This is a genomic window from Streptomonospora halophila (assembly GCF_039542725.1).
Classification (GTDB): Bacteria; Actinomycetota; Actinomycetes; order Streptosporangiales; family Streptosporangiaceae; genus Streptomonospora; species Streptomonospora halophila.
The window spans coordinates 1-16,450 of sequence record NZ_BAABIK010000040.1; the positions used below are offsets into that span (position 1 = coordinate 1).

Consider the following 16,450-nt stretch of genomic DNA (forward strand, 5'->3'; position numbering starts at 1 on the left):
CGCGCGTGCGCGGTGCGGCGGGGGCCGGAGCGGCAGGGCGGCGGAGCTCCGGCGGCGGAGCGGCCGTGCCACCCGCCGTCCGCGGCCCCGCTCCCGCCCCGCCACCGCCCCCGCCCGCTCAGCGCAGGAACGCCGCGGCGACCCCGGCGTCCACCGGGACGTGCAGGCCGGTCGTGTGGCTCAGCTCCCCGCAGGTCAGCGCATAGACCGCGTTGGCCACATGCTCGGGCAGCACCTCCCGCTTGAGCAGTGTGCGCTGGGCGTAGAAGGCGCCCAGCTCCTCCTCGGGCACGCCGTAGACCGCCGCGCGCTGGGCGCCCCAGCCCCCGGCGAAGATGCCCGAGCCGCGCACGACGCCGTCGGGGTTGACGCCGTTGACCCGGATGCCCTCGCCGCCCAGCTCGGCGGCCAGCAGCCGCACCTGATGAGCCTGGTCGGCCTTGGCCGCGCCGTAGGCGATGTTGTTGGGACCGGCGAACACTCCGTTCTTGCTGCAGATGTAGACGATGTCGCCGCCCATGCCCTGCCGGGTCAGCACCCGGGCGGCCTCGCGGGCCACCAGGAACGAGCCGCGCGCCATCACCCGGTGCTGGAGGTCCCAGTCGGCCTCGGTCGTCTCCAGCAGCGGCTTGGAGATCGACAGTCCGGCGTTGTTGACCACGAGGTCCACCCCGCCGAACGCGAGCACGCTGTCCCGCAGCGCCGCGGCGATCTGCTCGGGCTCGGTGACGTCCACCGCCACCGGGACCGCGGTGTCGGCGCCGCCGAGCTCCTCGGCCGCCGCGGCCGCCGCGTCGGCGTCGCGGTCGGCGACCACCACGCAGGCGCCCTCGGCCGCCAGGCGGCGGGCCGTCGCCTGGCCGATGCCCGACCCGCCGCCGGTCACCAGTGCGACCCGGGTCGCCAGCGGCTTGGGCGCCGGCTTGCGGCGCAGCTTGGCCTCCTCCAGCTCCCAGTACTCGATGCGGAACTTCTCCGACTCGGGGATGGGGGCGTAGGAGGAGAGGGTCTCGGCGCCGCGCATCACGTTGATCGCGTTGACGTAGAACTCGCCGGCCACGCGCGCGGTCTGCTTGTCGGCGCCGAAGGAGAACATGCCCACGCCCGGCACCAGCACGATCGCCGGGTCGGCGCCGCGCATCGCCGGCGAGTCCGGCCCGGCGTGGCGCTCGTAGTAGGCCCGGTAGTCCTCCCGGTAGGCGGCGTGCAGCTCGCGCAGCCGCGCCAGCGCGTCCTCGATCGGCTCGTCGGGGGCGACGTCGAGCACCAGTGGGCGCACCTTCGTGCGCAGGAAGTGGTCCGGGCACGAGGTGCCCAGCGCCGCCAGCCGCTCCAGCTCGGCGCGGGAGACGAAGTCCAGCACCGCATCGGAGTCGGTGTAGTGGCCCACCTGCGGCCGGTCGGTCGAGGCCAGCCCGCGCACCGCCGGCAGCAGCGCGGCGGCGCGCTCGCGCCGCTCGGCTTCGGGCAGCGGTTCGCGGCCGGCGACCACCGGACCGAAGGGGTGGGCCTTCTCGGCGCCCCGTTCGGCGATGAAGCGCTCGGCGGTGCGGATGATATCCAGCGAGTTGGCCTCGCACTCCCGCGCGGTCTCGCCCCAGGCGGTGATGCCGTGGCCGCCCAGGACCACGCCGACGGCCTGCGGGTTGTCGCGCTTGATCGCCGCGATGTCCAGCCCGAGCTGGAATCCGGGGCGGCGCCAGGGCACCCACGCGACCCGGTCGCCGAAGCACGCGGCGGTGAGCTTCTCGCCGTCGGCGGCGCAGGCCAGCGCGATCCCGGAGTCGGGGTGCAGGTGGTCGACGTGGGCGGCGTCGACCAGTCCGTGCATCGCGGTGTCGATGGAGGGCGCGGCGCCGCCCTTGCCGTGGGCGCAGTAGTCGAACGCGGCGACCATCTCGTCCTCGCGCTCGACCCCCGGGTAGACCCCGGTCAGGGCGCGCAGCCGGTCCAGCCGCAGCACGGCCAGCCCCGCCTCGGTGAGCGTGCCCAGGTCGCCGCCGGAGCCCTTCACCCACATCAGCTCGGTGCCGGTGCCGGTGACCGGGTCGGTGGCGGTCCCCTTGGCCGAGGCGTTGCCGCCGGCGTAGTTGGTGTTGCGCGGATCGGCGCCCAGCCGGTGCGAGCGCTCCAGCAGCGCTTCGACCTCCGGGTGGGCCGTCTGCTCGGTCATCTCATCCCCTGCTGTCGGCTGTGTGTGCTGTGTGCGGTTCAGTCGACCGCGAAGTCGGCGACGTGGACGGGAGAGGGGGCCGTCCCGGTGCTCGGCTCCTGGTAGAAGACCGACAGCCGGCCCTCGTCCAGGCGCGAGTCGTCGACGAGGACCTCGCCGAAGGCGTCGATGCCCGAACCGTCGTAGACGGTGCGCCAGTCGCTCCAGTCCGAGGCGGCGGTGGCCGCCAGGATCCTCCCGCCGGGCAGCACGGCGTAGGCGTCGTCGTCGGGCCCCATCACCAGGCGGGAGCGCCCGAAGGCCGCCACCCGCTCGGGCAGTTCGGTCTTGTGCCACGCGCCGGAGCCGTCGCGGAAGATGTGGAAGGGGCGGGCCCACCGCTCGCGCTGGCCGACGAAGTCGGTGACGCACCGGGTGAAGCGTACGGGCACGTAGCTGACCATGATGTGCGGGTCGCCGTCGGAGTCCACGGCCGCCGACTCCTGGTTCATCAGGGCGTGGTCGACGTCCAGCGGGTCGACTACGTGCCCGGGGGTGTCGACCGAGACCCGGTCGTCGGTTCCGGTCTCGGCGGCGTGGCGTCCGCCGTCGGTGCGCCAGGTTCGGCCGCGGTCGTCGCTGTAGACGTAGCCGGTGTCATGGTTGGCCAGGCCTCCCGGGTCGCACAGGATGTCGCCGCCGGCGGCGGTCTCGCGCCAGGTGAAGGAGGCGTGCAGCCGCCCGTCGGCGTCGTAGCCGATCCCGTGCAGGTACATGTTGCGGCTGTCGCTGGTGCTGCCGTTGGCGCTGTACTCGCCTTCGGCCGAGGACCAGGCGCCCAGGTCGTGCCAGTCCCGCCCGGTGTACTCGGCCAGGTGCAGGACGCCGTCGCCGGAACCGCCGGTGCGGTAGGTGAGCTGCAGGCCGCCGCCGGGGGCGGGCACGAAGCGGGGGTAGGTGATGCCGCCGGGGTCGAGCCCTTCGAAGCTGCGCTGGATCGCGCCGAAGGAGTCGGCCTTCCAGGGCCCGCGCCCGTCGGCCAGTCCCGCCTGCGAGCGCAGGTAGTACACGGTCGAGTTGTGCGTGTCCATCGCGACGTGCAGGCGGCCGTCGTCGGCCGAGACGCCCAGGGCGATGACGTTGTGGGAGTCGTCCGTGCTCAGCCTGTGCGGCAGCCGGACCTTCTGCCAGGCGGCCGGCGTGCCCGCCGGTCGGCGGGCGATCACGGCGGTGCGGTCGGCGGTGTACCAGGCGGCGTACTGGTAGCCGCCGTGGGTGAGGATGCCCTCCTGCTGGAAGGAGTTGTTGTTGACGATTCCGTCGTAGGAGACGAAGTAGAGCCCCTGCTGGTCGAGCACGCTGTCGCGCACCAGCTCGGCGCCCACGGCGGCCGGCGCGCCGCCCGCGCCGGTGTCGGCGGCCGTGGGCGCCGCCGCGGCCGTGAGGACCGGCACGGGGGTCAGCGCGGCCAGCCCGGCCGCGGCCAGCCGCAGGCGGAGGGACGCGGTGCGGGGGCTGCTCACTGCGTTCGCCATGCTCACACCCCCCATCCGGCCTGCCTGCCGCCGACGCGCTCGGCGGCGATGGCCTCCAGGTAGCCCGACCGGGCGAACGCGGCCATGGGGTCGGGGTCGCGCCCGTCCTCCTCGCGCAGCTCGGCCAGCAGCGGGCGCACGTCGGTGTTGTAGGCGTCCATCAGCACCGCGTTGGCGCCGAGCACGTCGCCGGACCGCTGGGCGGCGTCGAGCGCGCCGGCGTCGACCAGCAGCGCCTTGGCCGTGGCCTCCTGGACGTTGAGCACCGAGCGGATCTGGGCGGGGATCTTGGCCTCGATGTTGTGGCACGTCGGATCGTAGCCATGTCGTTCTGTGAGCCAAGGAGTTGACTGCCTGTTTTGTCTTCCTAAGACCGCTTGGCCTCCGACTTGGAAGGGGTCGGCCGCGCCCACCATCAGGTCGTCGTCGGCGTAGAAGCGGGAGTTGAAGTCGAAGCCGCCGAGCTTGTGCTCGCGCAGCAGGAAGGCGACGATGAACTCGATGTTGGTGCCCGGCGCGTGGTGTCCGGTGTCCACGACCACCTGGGCCTGGTCGCCCAGCTTGAGGCAGTGGGCGTAGGCGGTGCCCCAGTCGGGGACGTCGGTGGTGTAGAACGCGGGCTCGAAGAGCTTGTACTCCAGCAGCATCCGCTGGTCGGGCCCGAGCCGGTCGCGCACCGCCTCCAAGGCCTCGGCCAACCGGTCCTGCCGGGCGCGGACGTCGTCCTGGCCGGGGTAGTTGGTGCCGTCGGCGAACCAGAGCTTGAGGTCGGCCGATCCGGTGGCGTCCATGACGCCGATGCAGGCGAACAGGTGGTCCAGCGCCTTGGCGCGGACGCCGGGGTCGGGGTTGGTGACGCTGCCCAGCTTGAAGTCGTCGTCCTGGAAGACGTTGGCGTTGACGGTGCCGACGCGCACGCCCTGCTCGCGGGCGTAGGCGGCCAGCTCGGCGTAGTCGTCGACGGTGTCCCAGGGGATGTGCAGGGCGACGCTGGGGGCAATGCCGGTGTAGCGATGCACCTGCGCCGCGTCGGCGATCTTCTCCTGGGGCGTGCGCGGCACCCCGGGCTGGCCGAACACCTTGAAACGGGTGCCGCTGTTGGCGAACGCCCACGAGGGCAGCTCGATGGACTGCCCGCGCAGCGCGGCCTTGACGGCGCTGAGGTCGGTCATTTTCGGAGGACTCCTTGGGGTTGTAACGATTCAAAGCGGGGTGGTCGTTCCGCGGTCCCGAAATGCCGGCGGTTCCCAGGATCGTCCCGTGGCCCGACGGGAGGCGGAGGGCGGCGGGGCGGCTCGGTCGCGCTCAGTCCAGGTGGAACACCTCCGTCAGGGGCACCATCCCCTCGTCCGGGCGGCCGTCGAGGCCCTCGAAGAACGGGGCCATCTCCGCCTGCCAGCGGGCGTTGACCGCGGTGGCGGCCATGGCCTCCTGGGCGGCCGCGAAGTCCTCGGTCTCCAGGTAGCCCACCAGCAGGCCGTCCTCGCGGCAGAAGATCGAGTAGTTGTGCCAGCCGGCCTCGCTGAGCGCGGCCCGCATCTCGGGCCACACCTCGGCGTGGCGCCGCCGGTACTCCTCCAGGCGGTCGGGTTTGACCTTGAGCAGGAAGCAGACCCGCTGCATCGCCGTCCTCCCCGGGTCGGGGCCCGGCCGGGCCGGGGAGGGGCGCCCTGCCCCCGCCCCCGGCCCGGCCGCGGGCCGGATCAGAAGTCGAAGTCGTCGATGTTGTCCTTGTTGAACACCGTGGGCGGGCCGAGCACGATCTCGCCGTCGGCGCCGATCTCGTACTCGCCCAGCCGCCCGGCCTTGAACGTCTGGCCCTTCTCACCGGTGATGCGTCCGGCCGACTGCGAGGCGCCGGCGTAGGCCGCCAGGTAGCCCAGGTCGCTCGGCTTCCACAGGGCGAACTCCTCGACGGTGCCGTCCTTGACGTACTCCCGCATCTGGTTGGGCGTGCCCAGGCCGGTCAGGGCCACCTCGCCCTTGTAGTCGGAGGAGCCCAGGTACCGCGCGGCCGCGGCCAGGCCCACCGTGGTGGGGGAGATGACGCCCGCCAGGTCCGGGTGGGTCTGCAGAAGGCCCTGCATCTCGTTGAAGGACTTCTGGTCGTCGTCGTTGCCGTAGACGGTGTCGACGACCTCGATGCCGGAGTACTCGTCCTTCTTCAGCTCCTCCTCCATCAGCTTCAGCCACGCGTTCTGGTTGGTGGCGTTGGGCGTGGCCGAGAGGAAGGCGATCTCGCCCTCGCCGCCGATCTGCTCGGCGATCATCTCCACTTGGATGGTGGCGATGCCCTCGGCCGACGCCTGGCTGATGAACAGGTCGCGGCACTCGGGTGAGGCGTCGGAGTCGAAGGTCACCACCACGCTTCCGGCCTGGCGGGCCTGGTTGAGCGCGCCGCAGACCGCGTTGGGGTCGTTGGCGGCGGTCACGATCACGTCGCTGCCCTGCTGGCTGAGCGTGTTGATGTAGCTGACCTGGGAGGAGGCGTTGGCCTCGGAGGGACCGACCTCCTTGAACTCCCCGCCCAGCTCCTCGACCGCCTCCTTGCCGCCGGAGTCGGCCACGGTGAAGTAGGGGTTGTTGAGCTGTTTGGGCAGGAAGCTGATCTTCAGGCCCTCGGGGATCTCGGCGTTCGGGTCGGCCTCGGCCTCGGAGCCGCCCGAGCCGGAGCCCGAGCCGTCGCCGTCGCCGCGGGTGGTGCCGCCGCAGGCGGAGGCTGCCAGCATGACGCCGGCCAAGGCGGCGGCCGTGACGCCGTAGCGGATGCGTTTTCTCATGGTCGGTTCTTCACTTTCCTTCTGCGCGGGGGAGAAACGGGCAGGGCCGGTCGGGAGTCGGCCCTAGGAGGGCGGAGCCGGCCGGGGCCGGCGCTCGCGCACGCGGGCCAGGGTGGTGGGCAGCACCACCGAGACCACCAGCAGCAGGCCGGTGACGATGTCGAGCACGTCGGAGGACACGTCGGCCAGCATCAGGGCGTTGCGGATGGTGCCCAGCAGCAGTACGCCGGCGAGCACGCCGGGCAGCGCGCCCCGGCCGCCGAAGATCGACACGCCGCCCAGCAGCACCGCCGCCACGACCGAAAGCTCCAGGCCGTAGGCGTTGTCGGCGCGGGCGCTGCCGTACTGCAGTGTCCAGAAGACGCCGGCGCCGGCCGCGACGGTGCCGGAGGCGACGAACAGCCACAGCTTGGTCCAGCGCACCGAGATCCCGGAGAACCGGGTCGCCTCGTCGTTGTTGCCGATCGCGTACAGCGAGCGGCCGATCGGAGTGGCGTGCAGCAGCAGGCCGAAGAGCGCGGCCAGCACCAGGATCAGCACCGCGATCCAGGGGATGTCGGTGCCCGGCAGCCGCGAGGTCGCCCCGCCCGTCCAGGTGAACGGGAAGTCGGCCACCGCCCGGTCGCCCAGCACCGCGTACGCCAGGCCGCGGTACATCGCCATCGTCCCGATGGTCACCGCCAGCGACGGCAGCCCGGCCACCGTCACCAGCACCCCGTTCAGGGCGCCGAGGAGCGCCCCGAACAGCACGCACAGCGGCACGATCGTCTCCAGCGGCAGGCCCAGGACCCACAGCTGGCCCATGACCGCACTGGTCAGCCCGAGCGTGCTCGCCACGCTCAGGTCGATCTCGCCGGTGATGACCACCAGGGTCATCGGCAGCGCGATCAGCGCGATCGCGGCGACGTCCAGGACCAGGAAGCCGGCGTTGCGCCCGGTGGCGAAGCCCTCGACCATGAACGAGGCGGCCAGTACCGAGACCGCCAGGGCGCCGAGGACCGACGCCTCGCGGGTACGCAGCAGCGACCGCAGCACCGAGGGCGCCGGCCCCCGCTGCGGCTCGGGCGCCGACCGCGCCGCCGAAGGCGGTGCGCTCGTGCCCGGGGTGTCCACCTCAGGCCCCACGGGTACCACCTCCTCGGAGCCGGCGCGCGGCGCGCAGCGCCAGCAGCCGGTCCAGTCCGATCGAGACGAGGATCAGCAGGCCGACCACCGCCTGCTGCCAGAACGAGCCGACCTGCAGCATCGGCAGCGCAGCGTCGATGGTCGACAGCAGCAGCGCGCCCAGGGCGGCTCCGTAGACGGTGCCGCTCCCGCCGAAGATCGCCACGCCGCCGACCACGGCGGCCGCCACCACCTCCAGCTCCAGGCCGGTGCCCACCGTCGCGTCGAGCGTGCCGAACCGCGAGGCGTAGAGGACGCCGGCCAGGCCCGCCAGCGACCCGTTGGCCACGAACGGCATGAACACCCGCCGGTCCACCGGGATGCCGACCAGGCGCGCCGCCGCCGGCTCGGAGCCCACGGCGTAGAGTTCGCGCCCGCTGCGGTAGTTGCGCAGGTACCAGCCGGCCGCCAGCACCACCGCGAGGGCGACCACCGCCGGCAGCGGCATCCCCAGCAGCGTCACGCGGGACAGGCCCAGGAAGCCGTCGGGCATGTCGGCGGCGTTGATCTGCCGGCCCGAGGCCCACCAGAAGTCGATGCCGCGGAACATGTACAGCGTGCCCAGGGTGACCACCAGGGCAGGCACCCGCGCGGCGGCCACCAGCACGCCGTTGACCACGCCGCAGACCGTGCCCACCAGCACCCCGGCGGCCATCACCACCGGAGTGGGCAGACCGGGGAAGGACACGAACATCATGCCCACCGCGAACGCCGACAGGCCCATCACCGAGCCCACGGACAGATCGACGCTGCGGGTGATGAGCACCATCGACTGGCCCACGGCCAGGATGGTCAGCAGGGTGGCGCCCAGCAGCAGGTCGCGCACGCTCTGCCCGGACAGGAAGCCCGGGTTGACCAGGGCGGTCACGGCCACGAGCAGCACCAGCGCGAGCAGGATGCCCAGCTCGCGCGCCTGGCGGATACGCCGGCCCGTGCGGACGCCGCCGCCGTGCTCCTCCCGGGTCTCCTGCGCGGGCCCCGGCGCCGCGGGCGGCGGGCTCGTCTGCGCGGCGCCGCCCGCGGCGGGGGCGCCGGTCTCGTCGGGTCCGCTCACGCCGCCCTGCCCTTCTGGCCCGTGGCCGCGTACATCACCGACTCCTCGGTCGCCTGCTCGCGCGGGATCTCGGCGGCGATGCGGCCTTCGTGCATGACCAGCACGCGGTCGGCCATCCCGAGCACCTCCGGCAGCTCGCTGGAGACCATCAGCACGGCGATGCCCCGGCCGGCCAGCTCGGACAGCAGCCGGTGCACCTCCGCCTTGGTCCCGACGTCGATGCCGCGGGTGGGCTCGTCGACGATGAGCAGCCGCGGCTCGGTGGCCAGCCACTTGGCCAGCACCACCTTCTGCTGGTTGCCGCCGGAGAGCGTGGTGACCGCGTCGGAGAGCCGGCCGGCCTTGAGCTGGAGCCGTTCGGCCCACTCGGCCGCCGCGCGCTCCTCGTCGCGGCGGCGCAGCACGCCCAGCCGGCTCAGCGCCCAGCGCCGGGTCAGGGTGGCGTTGCGCTCGATGGACATCTCCATCACCAGGCCCTGCTGGCGGCGGTCCTCCGGCACCAGGGCGACACCGGCCACCATGGCAGCGGAGGGGCGGCCGGGCGGCAGGCGCCGGCCGGACACGCGCACGGTGCCCGTCTCGTAGCGGTCGACGCCGAAGACGGCGCGCACCACCTCGCTGCGCCCGGCGCCCACGAGCCCGGCCAGCGCCACGATCTCGCCGGCGCGCACGGAGAACCCCACGTCGGCGAAGACGCCGGTCCGGCCCAGGCCCTCGACCTCCAGGACGGTGTCGCCGGCGGCGACGTCCTGCTTGGGAAACAGCGTGGCGACCTCGCGTCCCACCATGCTGTGCACGAGGTCGTCGACGGTCAGCTCGGCGACGGGTTCGGTCGAGATGTAGCGGCCGTCGCGCATCACGGTCACGCGGTCGCACAGCTCGAAGACCTCGTTGAAGCGGTGCGAGATGAACAGCACCGCCGCGCCGTTGTCGCGCAGCGAGCGCGCGACCGCGAACAGCCGGTCGACCTCGACGCCCGACAGCGCCGCGGTCGGTTCGTCCATCACCAGCACGCGGGCGTCGAAGGACATCGCCTTGGCGATCTCGACGAGCTGCTGATCGGCGATGGACAGGCCGCGGGCGGGCCGGTCGGGGTCGAGCCGCACGCCCAGGCGCGCGAACAGCGCGTCGGCGGCCTCGCGCATGGCGCGGCGGTCGATGCGGCGCCCGCGTGCCAGCGGCTGGCGGCCCATGAAGATGTTCTCCGCGACCGAGAGGTCGGGGAACAGGGTCGGTTCCTGGTAGATGACCGCGACCCCGGCGCGCTGGGCGTCGGCGGGGGCGTTGAGCGCGGTCGGCTCGCCCAGGACCTCGACGTGCCCGGTGTCCGGACGGTGCACCCCGGCGATCGTCTTCACCAGAGTCGACTTTCCCGCCCCGTTCTCACCGCAGAGCGCGTGGATCTCGCCCGCACGCAGCTCAAGGGAGACGTCCTGGAGGGCGTGCACGGTCCCGAAGGACTTGGACACGCCCACCAGTGACAGGAGCGGAGGAGCCGGTGGTGGGTGACGGTCCACGGCGTCCTCCTTCGGCAATCGAGCGCCGCGGGGGGCGGCGCGCGCTGAAAAACGTTTCAATGACGCTGGACGTTAGGTGGGTCACAGGAGCGGTGTCAAGGGGGTTGTCGGCAAATTTCCCGGTTGTCACGCGTTTCTGGCGTGACGTGCCGGATGTGGTCGTTCCCCGATCCCGGCGCGTGCGGGAGAGTAGGGTGGGACCGGGTATTGACACGTTTTAATAAACCTGTGAGCATAAGCGGCCTACGAACCGCCCGAGCACCGCGGAGAAGCAGCGTTGTCCTCGACCGAAGGCATCAGACGACCCGTCGGCATCAACGACGTGGCAGCGCGCGCCGGAGTTTCTCCCGGCACCGTGTCCAACGTCCTGAACCGGCCCGAGCGCGTCGCCGAGTCCACCCGGCGCCGCGTCGAGCGCGCGGTGCGGGAGCTCGACTACGTGCGCAACTCCTCGGGCCGCAGTCTGCGGTCCGGGCGCAGCGACTCGGTCGGCCTGCTCGTCCTCGACGTCACCAACCCCTTCTTCGCCGAGGTGGCGCGCGGCGTCGAGGACACCGCCGGCGAGGAGGGGCTGGCCGTGGTGCTGCTCAACTCCGCCGAGCAGGCCGCGCGCCAGCAGCGCTCCATCCGGCTGCTGGCCGAGCAGCGCGCCGCCGGCGCGGTCATCATGCCCGTCGACGGCGACACCGCGGACCTGCTGTGGCTGCGCAAGCAGGGGGTGCCCGGCGTGCTGCTGGACCGCGGCGACGTCTCCGACGACATCGCCTGCAGCGTCTCGGTGGACAACCACGCCGGCGGCATGGCGGCCGGGCGGCACCTGATCAACCTCGGCCACGAGCGGATCACCTACCTCAGCGGGCCGGGCCATCTGGAGCAGTGCCGCACCCGGCTGGAAGGGCTGCGGGCCTCGGTGGCCGAGTCCGGTGCCGATCCCGACGAGGTCGTGCGGGTCATCCACACCGCCCAGCTCAACGCCGAATCGGGGGAGAAGGCGGTCGAGGAGGTGCTGGCGGGCGGCCCCAAGCGCCGGCCGCAGGCGGTGTTCTGCACCAACGACCAGCTGGCCGTGGGGGTGCTCAAGGGGCTGGGTGAGCGCGGCCTCGGCGCACCGGCCGACCTGTCGGTGGTGGGCTACGACGACGTGAACCTCGCGGCCCTGGTGCACCCGGGGCTGACCACCGTCGCCCAGCCCAAGTACGAACTCGGCCGGGCGGCCATGCAGCTGCTGCTGTCGGAGCTGCACGAGTCCGACCACAGCCACGCGCGGCTGCGGTTCGCGCCGGAGCTCACCGTCCGCGGTTCCACGGCGGCCTACCGCCCCTGAGCGCGGCCCGGACCCGCACCGCGGCCGCCGCCGCGGCCGGCGCCGGCGGCGGCCGCGGTGCGGGCCGCGGTCCACCGGTCCCGTTTCCCGGTCCCCGGCGCCGCGACCCGCCCCGCCCGGGCTCCCGGCGCGGGCGACCGCGGCGCGCCCGGTCCGTCGCGGCCGAAGGTCCCCAGTGGGACTAAGCGCCACCGACGGCGGCGAACCTCTTCTTCGGCGTATTGCGCCTATTCCGGCGGAGCTGACACGAAGCGGTCATCACGCGTGCCGACGCTCATTCGACGCGGAATGCACGCCGCAAGCATTTTCGCGGCGTTTTCCGGGATTCCCTGTTGCCGCCGACCCCCTTTGCTAGGCTCACCGTTGATTCGGTCGGCCATTGATCGGCGGACCGAAATGAAACCCGTGCAAGTCCTGTTTCGTGCGACTATTCCGTCCGACCCGAGGGATTTCCTGTTCGGGGGTCCGGTGCCGCAGCGGCTGCCCCGCCGCCGGTGCGGCCGCCGAAGCGAATTCCCAGGCAGGAGCGCTCCGAAAGGCGCGGTGGAGAGCGGCCGGGGCGCTGGTGCGCCCCGCCGCCGGCAACGGTCTCCGCTGCATTTCCACCGCTGTTCCGGGGCCGGCATATCTGGTACCCCCCACTGAATCGAGGAGGCGTGTTGTGGCCCAGCCGCCCTCACCCCCAGGCCGCGACGACCGTCGGTCGGCCATGACCGCAGACGACAACCGATCCTCCCCCGAAGGGCGGTTCCGGCGGCTGCTGCGCCGCCTCGGGCTGAGCCGCAGAGCGGTGCCGCCGGCGCAGTCCGAGCCCCCGGCGTCGGCGCCCGCCCCCTACGCCCTGCCGCAGCCGCCCCCCGGAGCCGGACAGTGGTATCCCGGCGCCGGTGCCGGCACCCACCGGGCGCAGCCCGCCCCCGCCCGCGAGAACGTGCGGTGGAGCGGGCAGAGCACCAACGGCTTCGCCCCCGGCGCGCCCGTCCACGGGCACCGCAAGACGGAGTGGGTGCCCCCCGAGCCGGCCGAGCCCGTGCCGGACCCGAACCTGCTCACCGAGGCGCTCGCCGGCCTGGCGATGCGCGACCTGACCATGGTGGAGTCGCTGCTGGACATCGTGGGCAGCCTGGAGGACTCCACCGAGGACCCCGACCTGCTGGCCAAGCTGTTCGAGATCGACAACCTGGCCACCCGGATGCGGCGCAACGGCGAGAACCTGCTGGTCCTCGCCGACCAGGAGAGCGACGACGCCGGCATGGAGCCGGTGGCGCTGCTCGACGTGGCCCGCGCCGCCACCTCGGAGATCAAGAACTACAGCCGCGTGCAGATCGGCCGCCTGCCCGACCGGTTCGTCGCCGGCGAAGCCGCCGACGACCTCAGCCACCTCCTGGCCGAGCTGCTCGACAACGCCACCAACCACTCTCCCGACCACGCCCAGGTCGTGATCAGCGGCCAGATGATGCCCGACGGCGGCCTGCTGGTGATCGTCGAGGACGAGGGGATCGGCGTCCCCCAGGACCAGCTGGCCGACATCAACACCCGGCTGGCGGGCACCCCGGTGCTGGACAAGCGCGTGATGCGGCACATGGGGCTCTACGTGGCCAGCCGCATCGCCCACCGCCACGGCCTGCGGGTGCAGCTGGAGGCGCGGGCCTTCCGCGGTGTCAGCGCCTACACGGTCGTGCCCGCCGAGCAGTTGAGCACGTCCGGGCCCACCCCGGTTCCCGGCGTCCCGGCCCAGGCCGCCGCGCCCGCGATGGCGGCCGCCTCGCCGCAGCCGTCCGCCGGCTTCCACCGCATGCCGCCCGCGCCCGAAGCGGCCGCCGGAGCCGTCGGCGGCGGGCAGAGCGCCTCCCGGCAGCAGAGCGGTTCCACGTCCGCGGTCACCGCCGCGGGGCTGCCCCGGCGCACGGCGCACCAGTCGCCGCTGCGCATGATGCAGGCCGAGGCCTCCGCACCCGAACCCGCCGCGGACCCCGGTCCCGATCCGGCGTCCGGCCCCGAACCCTCCGGCGGCCGGGCCGAGCGGATCCGCGACGAACTGGGCGGGTTCATGGAGGGCGAGCGCGCCGCCACCCGCGAGGGCCGCCGCGCGGAGGGGGACGCACCGTGACCCGCCGCGGTACGGCCCTCCCCCCGCGAACCGCGCCGGCGCCGACCCCCGCGACCCCCGCACGCCTAGCGAAAAGGCTGATAGAGCAATGAGCAACCCGATGAGCGTGACCGCAGAGAACTTCGCCTGGCTGATCTCCAACTTCGTCTCCGACGTCCCCGGCGTCGACCACGCCGTGGTCGTCTCCTCCGACGGCCTCGTCCTGACCTGCTCCGAGGACTTCCCCGAAGAGCACGCCGAGCAGCTCGCCGCCATCGCCAGCGGCATGCACAGCCTCGCCGTGGGCGGCGCGAAGCTGTTCGCCAAGGGCGAGTGCGAGCAGTTGATCGTGCGCATGCAGCGCGGCCACCTGTTCGTCATGTCGATCAGCGACGGCTCCTGCCTCGCGGTCCTCACAGCGCCGACCGCCGACATGAAGATCGTCGCCTACCAGATGACCCGGCTGGTGGAGAACGTCGGCCACGCGCTGACGCCGCAGCTGAGGTCCGAGCTGCGCGAAGTGATCGGAAACTAGTCGGCGGCCGGGCAGGCCGGGAGCGAATGAAGAGGTTGCCACAGTCATGAGCTACCGCAAGCGAAGGGGCTCGCGAATCCGCCCCTACACGTTCACGGGCGGGCGGACCAGATCACGCCACCCCCTCATGGTGCAGACGCTCGTCTCCACCGCCGATCCCAGCAACGACGCTCCCGCGAAACTCATGCCCGAGTCGCAGCGGATCTACCTGCTGTGCCGCGAGACACGCTCCGTCGCCGAGGTGTCGGCCGAGCTCACGATCCCGCTGGGTGTGGTCCAGGTGCTGCTGAGCGATCTCGCCGAGCTGGGACTCGTCTACATCCATCCCACAATCACGGGCAAAAGCCCGTCGGAAAACCAGGTTCTCGAGAGGGCGCTCCGTGGTCTCGAACGACTTTTCCAGTGACATCCCGAACAAGATGTCGACCAAGATCGTCATCGCCGGCGGCTTCGGAGCGGGCAAGACGACCCTGGTCGGCTCGGTCTCCGAGATCCCCGCCGTGACGACCGAAGCGGTGATGACCGAGGCGAGCGTCGGCCACGACGACACCTCCGCCACCCCGCAGAAGGTCACCACCACCGTGGCCATGGACTTCGGGCGGATCACCGTCGACCAGCAGCTCATCCTGTACATGTTCGGCACGCCCGGCCAGACCCGTTTCTGGTTCATGTGGGACGACCTCGTGCGCGGCGCCGTGGGTGCGGTGGTGGTCGTCGACTGCCGCCGGCTGGCCGACAGCTTCGAGGCCGTCGACTACTTCGAGACCAACCGGCGCATCCCCTACATCGTGGCGCTGAACAGGTTCGACGGCCAGTTGGAGTACTCGGTCGAGCAGATCCGCGAGGCGCTGGAGATCGGCGCCGACGTGCCGATTCTGGACTTCGACGCCCGCGACCGCTCCTCGGGCGGCACCGTGCTCAAGTCGCTGCTCCGGTACGCGCTCTCGACCAACGCCGCCGCCGCGCCGGTGGGGTGACCGCTGCGCCGCCGCTCGCCGGCCGGCGCACATCGCAGACTCCCCGAGAAGGACAACTCTGATGCGCAAGATCCTCATCGTCGGCGCCGGGCACTCGGGCCTCCACCTGGCCCACGGGCTGCTCAACCACGGCTACGACGTCACGGTGATCACCGGGCAGAGCTCGCTGGAGATCCGCACCGGACGGCCGTCGATCACCCAGATGACGTTCCCGACCGCCCTGGACTACGAACGCGAGCTGAACCTGGACTTCTGGAGCGGCCAGGCGCCCCGGATCGAGGACTTCAAGATCCACCTCTATCCGCCGGGCGCGGAAGCGGTGACGCTCAAGGGCAGGACGGGCACGGGCGACCGCTACACCGTGTCCATCGACCGGCGGATCAAGATGGCCGACTGGCTGGAGTACTTCGAGGACTCCGGCGGCAAGGTCGTGATCCACGGCGTCACGCTCACCGACCTCGACTACTTCTCGCGGATGTTCGACCTGATCGTGGTCGCGGTGGGCCACGGCGAGCTGGGCGCGCTGTTCGACCAGGACACCAGCCGGTTCAGCGGCGCGCGCCCGCGGGCGGTGGCCCAGGCCAACATCTACGACGTGCTGCCCGACCCCGGCGAGCGGGAGAACATCGGCTGGGCCGCGTCCACCGCCGACGCCGGGAACATGATCTTCGTGCCGTTCCTGACCACCGACGGCCCCTGCCACTCGCTGTTCCTCGGCGACAAGCGCGGCGGACCGATGGACGCCTGGCCCGACCGGCCGCGTCCCGAGGAGCAGTGGCGGCGGATGCAGGACCTGCTGCGCAAGTACGCCCCCGACTACTACGAGCGGGTCCGCGACGCGTCGCTTGTCGACGGCACCAGCACGCTGGTGGAGTACTTCACGCCGCAGGTGCGCAACCCGGTGGGCGTGCTTCCCTCGGGCGGGCTGGTGCTGGGCATCGCCGACGTGGTGATCACCATGGACCCGTTCGTGGGCCAGGGGTGGAACCACTCGACCCGGTGTGCGCGCAGCTACCTCCAGAGCATCGTCGAGCACGGCGACCGCCCGTTCGACGAGGAGTTCCTCTCCGGCGCGTTCGAGCGGTTCTGGCAGTACGGGCTGCCCGTGCAGCGCTTCGCCGAGCTCAACTCCACACTCTGGGAGCAGGAGTTGCCACCGCACTTCCAGGAGCTTCTCGGTGCCGCGATGACCTATCCCGAGGTCGGCGACCGGTGGATCCAGGGCTGGGACTACCCGCCCGACTTCGACGAGTGGCTCTACGCCCCGGAGTCGGCCCGCGCCTACCTGCGCGATGTAGCGGCCAGGAACGGCGCCGCGTAGCC

The 16,450-nt window shown here is 72.3% G+C and carries 13 protein-coding genes; 6 read left to right on the top strand and 7 right to left on the bottom strand.

What is annotated here, in order from left to right; genetic code table 11:
* Positions 1–118: 118 nt before the first annotated feature.
* The 7 genes from ABEA15_RS23260 to ABEA15_RS23295 form a co-directional block, all read right to left on the bottom strand.
* Positions 119–2,173 (bottom strand): bifunctional aldolase/short-chain dehydrogenase, encoded by a 2,055-nt coding sequence (locus tag ABEA15_RS23260; RefSeq protein ID WP_345559049.1) that lies wholly within the window; start codon positions 2,171–2,173, stop codon positions 119–121.
* Positions 2,174–2,211: 38 nt separating this feature from the next.
* Positions 2,212–3,687 (bottom strand): BNR repeat-containing protein, encoded by a 1,476-nt coding sequence (locus ABEA15_RS23265; protein WP_345559051.1) that lies wholly within the window; start codon positions 3,685–3,687, stop codon positions 2,212–2,214.
* Positions 3,688–4,992: 1,305 nt separating this feature from the next.
* Positions 4,993–5,310, bottom strand: coding sequence for an L-rhamnose mutarotase (locus ABEA15_RS23275; RefSeq protein ID WP_344144672.1), 318 nt, complete (start codon positions 5,308–5,310; stop codon positions 4,993–4,995).
* Between the two features lie 80 nt (positions 5,311–5,390).
* The gene (gene rhaS, locus ABEA15_RS23280; RefSeq protein WP_344144670.1) at positions 5,391–6,467 is read right to left on the bottom strand and encodes a rhamnose ABC transporter substrate-binding protein; all 1,077 of its coding nucleotides are present in this window, start codon (positions 6,465–6,467) and stop codon (positions 5,391–5,393) included.
* A gap of 63 nt (positions 6,468–6,530) precedes the next feature.
* Positions 6,531–7,592 (bottom strand): ABC transporter permease, encoded by a 1,062-nt coding sequence (locus ABEA15_RS23285; protein WP_345559056.1) that lies wholly within the window; start codon positions 7,590–7,592, stop codon positions 6,531–6,533.
* Entirely contained in the window at positions 7,582–8,685 is a 1,104-nt protein-coding gene (locus tag ABEA15_RS23290) for an ABC transporter permease (RefSeq protein WP_386699647.1), read from the bottom strand. The genes ABEA15_RS23285 and ABEA15_RS23290 overlap by 11 nt, the downstream gene beginning before the upstream one ends.
* On the bottom strand, positions 8,682–10,202 hold the full coding sequence (locus ABEA15_RS23295) for a sugar ABC transporter ATP-binding protein (protein ID WP_345559058.1): 1,521 nt from the start codon (positions 10,200–10,202) through the stop codon (positions 8,682–8,684). The genes ABEA15_RS23290 and ABEA15_RS23295 overlap by 4 nt, the downstream gene beginning before the upstream one ends.
* A 277-nt stretch (positions 10,203–10,479) precedes the next feature.
* Between ABEA15_RS23295 and ABEA15_RS23300 the strand changes: the two genes are divergently transcribed.
* The 6 genes from ABEA15_RS23300 to ABEA15_RS23325 all read left to right on the top strand — a co-directional run bounded on the left by ABEA15_RS23300 (position 10,480) and on the right by ABEA15_RS23325 (position 16,448).
* A complete protein-coding gene (locus tag ABEA15_RS23300) occupies positions 10,480–11,526 on the top strand; it encodes a LacI family DNA-binding transcriptional regulator (RefSeq protein WP_345559060.1) in 1,047 nt (348 codons plus the stop codon).
* 709 nt (positions 11,527–12,235) lie between these two features.
* Positions 12,236–13,636, top strand: coding sequence for a sensor histidine kinase (locus tag ABEA15_RS23305; RefSeq protein WP_345559062.1), 1,401 nt, complete (start codon positions 12,236–12,238; stop codon positions 13,634–13,636).
* Positions 13,637–13,736: 100 nt separating this feature from the next.
* Positions 13,737–14,150, top strand: a complete 414-nt coding sequence (locus tag ABEA15_RS23310) for a roadblock/LC7 domain-containing protein (RefSeq protein ID WP_386699648.1) — start codon at positions 13,737–13,739, stop codon at positions 14,148–14,150.
* A 46-nt stretch (positions 14,151–14,196) separates the two neighbouring features.
* Positions 14,197–14,556 (top strand): DUF742 domain-containing protein, encoded by a 360-nt coding sequence (locus tag ABEA15_RS23315; RefSeq protein ID WP_345559064.1) that lies wholly within the window; start codon positions 14,197–14,199, stop codon positions 14,554–14,556.
* 13 nt (positions 14,557–14,569) lie between these two features.
* Positions 14,570–15,127: a GTP-binding protein gene (locus ABEA15_RS23320; RefSeq protein ID WP_344144657.1), complete on the top strand. Its 558-nt coding sequence runs from the start codon at positions 14,570–14,572 to the stop codon at positions 15,125–15,127.
* A gap of 61 nt (positions 15,128–15,188) precedes the next feature.
* A complete protein-coding gene (locus ABEA15_RS23325) occupies positions 15,189–16,448 on the top strand; it encodes a styrene monooxygenase/indole monooxygenase family protein (RefSeq protein WP_345559066.1) in 1,260 nt (419 codons plus the stop codon).
* Positions 16,449–16,450 lie beyond the last annotated feature (2 nt).